This is a genomic window from Thioclava sp. UBA3469, assembly GCF_002378135.1.
Taxonomy (GTDB): Bacteria; Pseudomonadota; Alphaproteobacteria; order Rhodobacterales; family Rhodobacteraceae; genus Thioclava; species Thioclava sediminum.
This window is the reverse complement of sequence record NZ_DFRG01000053.1, coordinates 1-4,922: the sequence shown is the minus strand read 5'-3', so window position 1 is coordinate 4,922 and position 4,922 is coordinate 1. Positions and strand designations below refer to the sequence as shown.

Genomic DNA, 4,922 nt, shown 5'->3' with positions numbered 1-4,922 from the left:
TTAACTTCACCTCGTAACGCATGCGCTTACCTCAGATATTTCTGCGACACGAGATCGGAGAGCCGGAACAGGTCCGACCGGATCTGCTGCAACATCTGCGGCGTGACCTCTTCGGGCTCGATCACCGAGAGCTGCGTGCGCAGAGGCATCAGCGCGCGCAGCAGATCGCCCGGACGCCCGGCCACCTCGGCCTCGGGAAGCTCATCAAGAAGGCCCTTCAACCGATTGAGATGAAACAGAATTGCGCGCGGGTTGGCAGCGTCGAGCACCAGCAGGTCCAGCACCGTTTCCAGATTGGTGCGCACCCGGTAGCGGCGCTGGTGGGTGATGACGCTGTCGGCCACCTCCACCGCCAGATCGAGCGCGCCTTCCGGCGCATCCTCGGCGGTGAAGCGGATGAGCAGCGCGGCAATCCCGTCGGCGCGTTCCAGCGCCCGCCCGATCGACAGGAAGCGCCAGCCCTCGAAGCGATACATGTTCTCGTGCACGAGACCGGAGAACCCGGTGATCTTGCGCAAAAGCACTCCCATCGCGCGCGCCGTATCGTCGCCGGGGCGCGCGGTGCTCACCATCCCGCGGGCGGTCTTCGACAGGTCCTTCAACGCGAGCCAGCCATCGGTCGAGAACCGGTCGCGCACTTTCGATGCGCAGGCCTGCGCTGCATCGAGCCGCTGCAACAGCGCATCGGGCACGGGTTGCGAGATGTCGAACCCATGCGCGCCGAGGAACTCCGCCAGGCGAGCCAACCGCTCGTCTTCCGGGCTGCCTGTCGCGGCGAGGCGCAGGTGATAGGCGCGGATCACCCGGATCGAGTCTTCGCAGCGTTCGATATAGCGGCCGAGCCAGTAGAGGTTGTCGGCTGCCCGCGCGGGCAGCGTGCCGGGGATCTTGCGCCGGAAGGTGCCGGTCTGGCGCGGCGCCATGCTCGCCGAGGGCACCGGCTTGTCCGAAACGATCCAGACATCGGCCACGGCCCCGCCCTGCTGCATCGACAGCGCGGTCGCATCGCCTTCCGGCCCGATCCGGGCATAGCCGCCCTTCATGAACTGCCAGCCCTGCGGCGTGCGCGCGGCAAACACCCGCACCGTCATCGGACAGGGCCGGACCGAGCCGCCGCCCTGCCCGTCGTCATGCCATGCGGGCGTCGTGGACAGCGTCACCGCCTCCTGGCCCACCAGATGCCGCCCCTCGGCCTCCAGCCAATCCGCGATGGACGCCTCCGCGCCCGACCGGAACTGCCCGCCCAGCGCGGTCGCGGCATCCAGATCGAAGGGCAGGTTCACCGCCATCGCAGGGCCAATCATCATGGTCTCGGCATTGGCGCGGACATGGGCGCGCTCTGACGCGCCGCCGCACCACCATGTCGCGATATTTGGCATCGCAAGCGGCTGCCCCGTCAGCACCCGCGAAATCTTCGGCAGGAAGGCCATCAACGCGCGGGTCTCCAGCACGCCCGCGCCCAGCGCATTGACCATCGCGAGATTGCCTTCGCGCACCGCCTCCATCAGGCCGGGCGTGCCGATCTGGGTGTCGGGGTCCATCTCCAGCGGATCCACGAAGCCCGCATCCATCCGCCGCCAGAGCGCGCCCAAGGGTTGCGGCCCCTCAATCGTGCGCACCATCGCCTCGCCATTCTGCACCAGCAGATCCTCGCCTTCGAGAAGCGACAGGCCAAGGTATCGCGCGATATAGGTATGCTCGTAATAGCTGTCATTGGCCGGGCCCGGCGTCAGGATCGCGGCGCGGCGCATATCGCCTTCGCCCCGCCCCGCCAGCGTCTCTAGCGCGGCGCGGAAATCGCCGAAGAAGGTGGCGAGCTTGTGGATGTGATCGCGCGGGAAGCTCTCGGGGAAGATGCGCCCCGTGGCCATCCGGTTCTCCAGCGCAAAACCCGCCCCCGAGGGCGCCTGTGTCCGATCCCCCAGCACGAACCACGAGCCATCCGGCGAGCGCCCTATCTCGAAGGCGAGGAAATGCAGGTAATTCCCCCCCTTGGGCTCCACCCCCACCATGGGACGCATCCAATGCGCGTTGCCTGCGATCAGTTCGGGCGGCAGATGCCCGTTCGAGACGAGATTTCCCGGCCCGTAGAGGTCGGCCATCACCGCCTCCAGGAGATCGGCGCGCTGTGCCAGCCCCTCGCAGATACCCGACCATTCGCTTTCATGCAGGACGACGGGGATATGGCTCAGCGGCCATTCGCGTTCGGCTAGAACGTCGTTGGAATATTGCCGGTAATAGACGCCCGCATCGCGCAGATATTGATTGGCGCGTTCGAACCGCTGCGGAATCTCTCCCGGCTCGAGCTTCAGGAACTTCTCGACGAAGGGCCGCCAGACGCGCCGCATCGCACCGGAGCGTTCGAACAGCTCGTCGGCCACGCCCGGCACGGGCGCATAGCCCGCCAGAAGCGGGTGCTGTTCGAGCGGGCTCGCAGCGTCGGACGTATTGGGGCTTTGCATCGGGTCTCCGTTAGGCTCGGATCAACTCAGCCCGACAGGACGTCGCAGGTCAAGCGTCAGGGGAAACTCCGGGTGGGGGGTCTCCGGTTCCGGACGATATGCGCCCGGCGTGTGACCGTGCCCCTCGAAGCGTGCCAATCGGCGGGCTTCCGCCTCGTTGCCGTTCACCGGGAAGGTATCGTAGTTGCGTCCCCCCGGATGGGCCACGTGATAGATGCAGCCCCCGATCGCCCTGCCCGTCCAGTCGTCATAGATGTCGAAGGTCAGCGGCGCATTGACCGGCAGCGTCGGATGCAGCGCCTCCGCGGGTTGCCACGCCTTGAATCGCACCCCGGCGACGGACACCCCGCTCTCCTGCGTGCGCGCCAACGGCACGGGACGCCGGTTGCACATCACCCTGTAGCGGTCCTGATGGAGCGAGGTCATCTTCACCTGCAACCGTTCGACCGAGCTGTCGGTATAGCGCACCGTGCCGCCAATGGCGCCGGTCTCCCCCAGCACATGCCATGGCTCCAGCGCCTGACGGATCTCGAGATGCACGCCTTCCGCCTCGATCTGACCGCAGAAGGGGAAGCGGAACTCCGATTGCGCCTCGAACCATTGCGGATCGAGATCGAAACCGTGACGGCGCAGGTCGGCGAGAAGATCGGTGAAATCCTCCCACAGGTAATGCGGCAGCATGAAGCGGTCATGCAGCACCGTCCCCCAGCGCACCGGACGCCCCTCTACAGGCGCATTCCAGCACCGCGCGATGATGGCGCGCAGCAGGAGTTGTTGCGCGAGCGACATGCGCGGGTCCGGCGGCATCTCGAAGCCGCGGAACTCGACGAGGCCGAGGCGCCCCGTGGGACCGTCGGGCGAATACATCTTGTCGATGCAGATCTCGGCCCGGTGGGTGTTGCCGGTCACATCGGTCAGCATGTTGCGCAGCAGACGGTCCACCAACCACGGCGGCGGTACGTTGCCTGCCTCGGGCGGATGGATCTGGCTCAGCGCGATTTCCAACTCGTAGAGCGTATCGTGCCGCGCCTCATCGATCCGGGGCGCCTGCGAGGTCGGACCGATGAAGAGGCCCGAGAACAGGTAGGACAGCGAGGGATGCCGCTGCCAGATCAGGATCAGCGATTTCAGCAGATCGGGGCGACGCAGGAAGGGGCTGTCGAGCAGCGTCTCCCCTCCGACCACGACATGGTTGCCGCCCCCCGTCCCGGTATGGCGCCCGTCGATCATGAACTTGTCGGCCCCCAGCCGCGACTGACGTGCCTCCTCATAGATCGCCTCGGTGGTGGCGACGCAATCCTCCCAGCTATGGGCGGGATGGATATTCACCTCGATCACCCCGGGATCGGGCGCGACCCGGATCACGTTGAGGCGCGGATCATGCGGCGGCGCGTAACCTTCGATATGGATCGGCAGCCCCATCGCCTTGGCGCTTTCCTCGGCGGCGGCGATCAGTTCGAGGTAATCCTCCAGATCTTCGGTCGGCGGCATGAAGACGCAAAGCCGCCCGTCGCGGGGCTCGACCGAGATCGCGGTGCGCACGACGCCGTCGATGGTATCGAGATCCTGCTCGACGATCCGCTGCCCCGGCTCGGCCGATTGCGCCTCGGAGACGGGTTGGCTGTGTTCCTCCGTGGGCTTGTCGACCAGCCCCTTATCGGCAGCCTTCTCCATCTCGGCATGGAAGTCGGGCAAATCGCCTTTGGGCAGCGAGGTGTCGGTGACGTAGTGATAGGGATATTGCGCGGGTGGCACATAGGGCAGCGCGCCCAGCGGCAGGCGGAACCCGGCAGGACTGTCCCCGGGGATCAGGAACAGCTTGCCGCGCCGGGTCTTCCACTTCTCCGAGCGCCAGCGATGGCCGGGCTGCGCCTTGGCCTGCCAGCGCTGCACCGGCAGGATGTAGCCCGTGGGCGTCTCCAGCCCGCGATTGAAGACCCGGGCGAAACGCGCACGATCCTCGGGGTTCTTCAGCTTGCTGTCCTCGGGCGTGACATTGGCGGGCAGATTGCCCTCTTTCAGCATCCATTCGGCCGGGTCTTCATAGGCGGGCTGGGCGTGCTCGGGCTCGATACCCAGATGCTCCGCAATCCCGCGCATCAGCGTGCCGGCCTCCTCCGGCCCCGCGCCGGTCTTGTCGCCCTCCTTGGCGATCAGATCTTCGTCGCGCCAGATCGGCTTGCCGTCGCGCCGCCAGTAGAGCGAGAAGGTCCAGCGCGGCAGGCTCTCGCCCGGATACCATTTGCCCTGCCCGTAATGCAGAAAACCGCCCGGCGCGAAGCGATCGCGCAGCCGCCGGATCAGCTCATCGGCCAGCGCACGCTTTTGCGGACCCACGGCGGCGGTGTTCCACTCGTCGCTCTCGAAATCGTCGATGGAAACGAAGGTCGGCTCGCCCCCCATGGTCAGGCGCACATCGCCCGCCTTCAGGCTCTCATCCACCTTGCGCCCCAGCGCATT

At 66.6% G+C, this 4,922-nt stretch carries 2 protein-coding genes; both read right to left on the bottom strand.

From position 1 onward, the window contains the following. Nucleotides 1-26: 26 nt before the first annotated feature. Nucleotides 27-2,462, bottom strand: a complete 2,436-nt coding sequence (locus tag B3D39_RS03905; RefSeq protein ID WP_274963230.1) for a circularly permuted type 2 ATP-grasp protein — start codon at nucleotides 2,460-2,462, stop codon at nucleotides 27-29. Nucleotides 2,463-2,483: 21 nt separating this feature from the next. Next, nucleotides 2,484-4,922: DUF2126 domain-containing protein (locus B3D39_RS03900; protein WP_286789403.1), on the bottom strand; the 2,439-nt coding region annotated here is incomplete at its 5' end.

What these genes read in the sequence shown, in the direction of transcription:
- B3D39_RS03905 (WP_274963230.1), bottom strand. Translation starts at nt 2,462, where the DNA reads ATGCAAAGCCCCAATACGTCCGACGCTGCGAGCCCGCTCGAACAGCAC.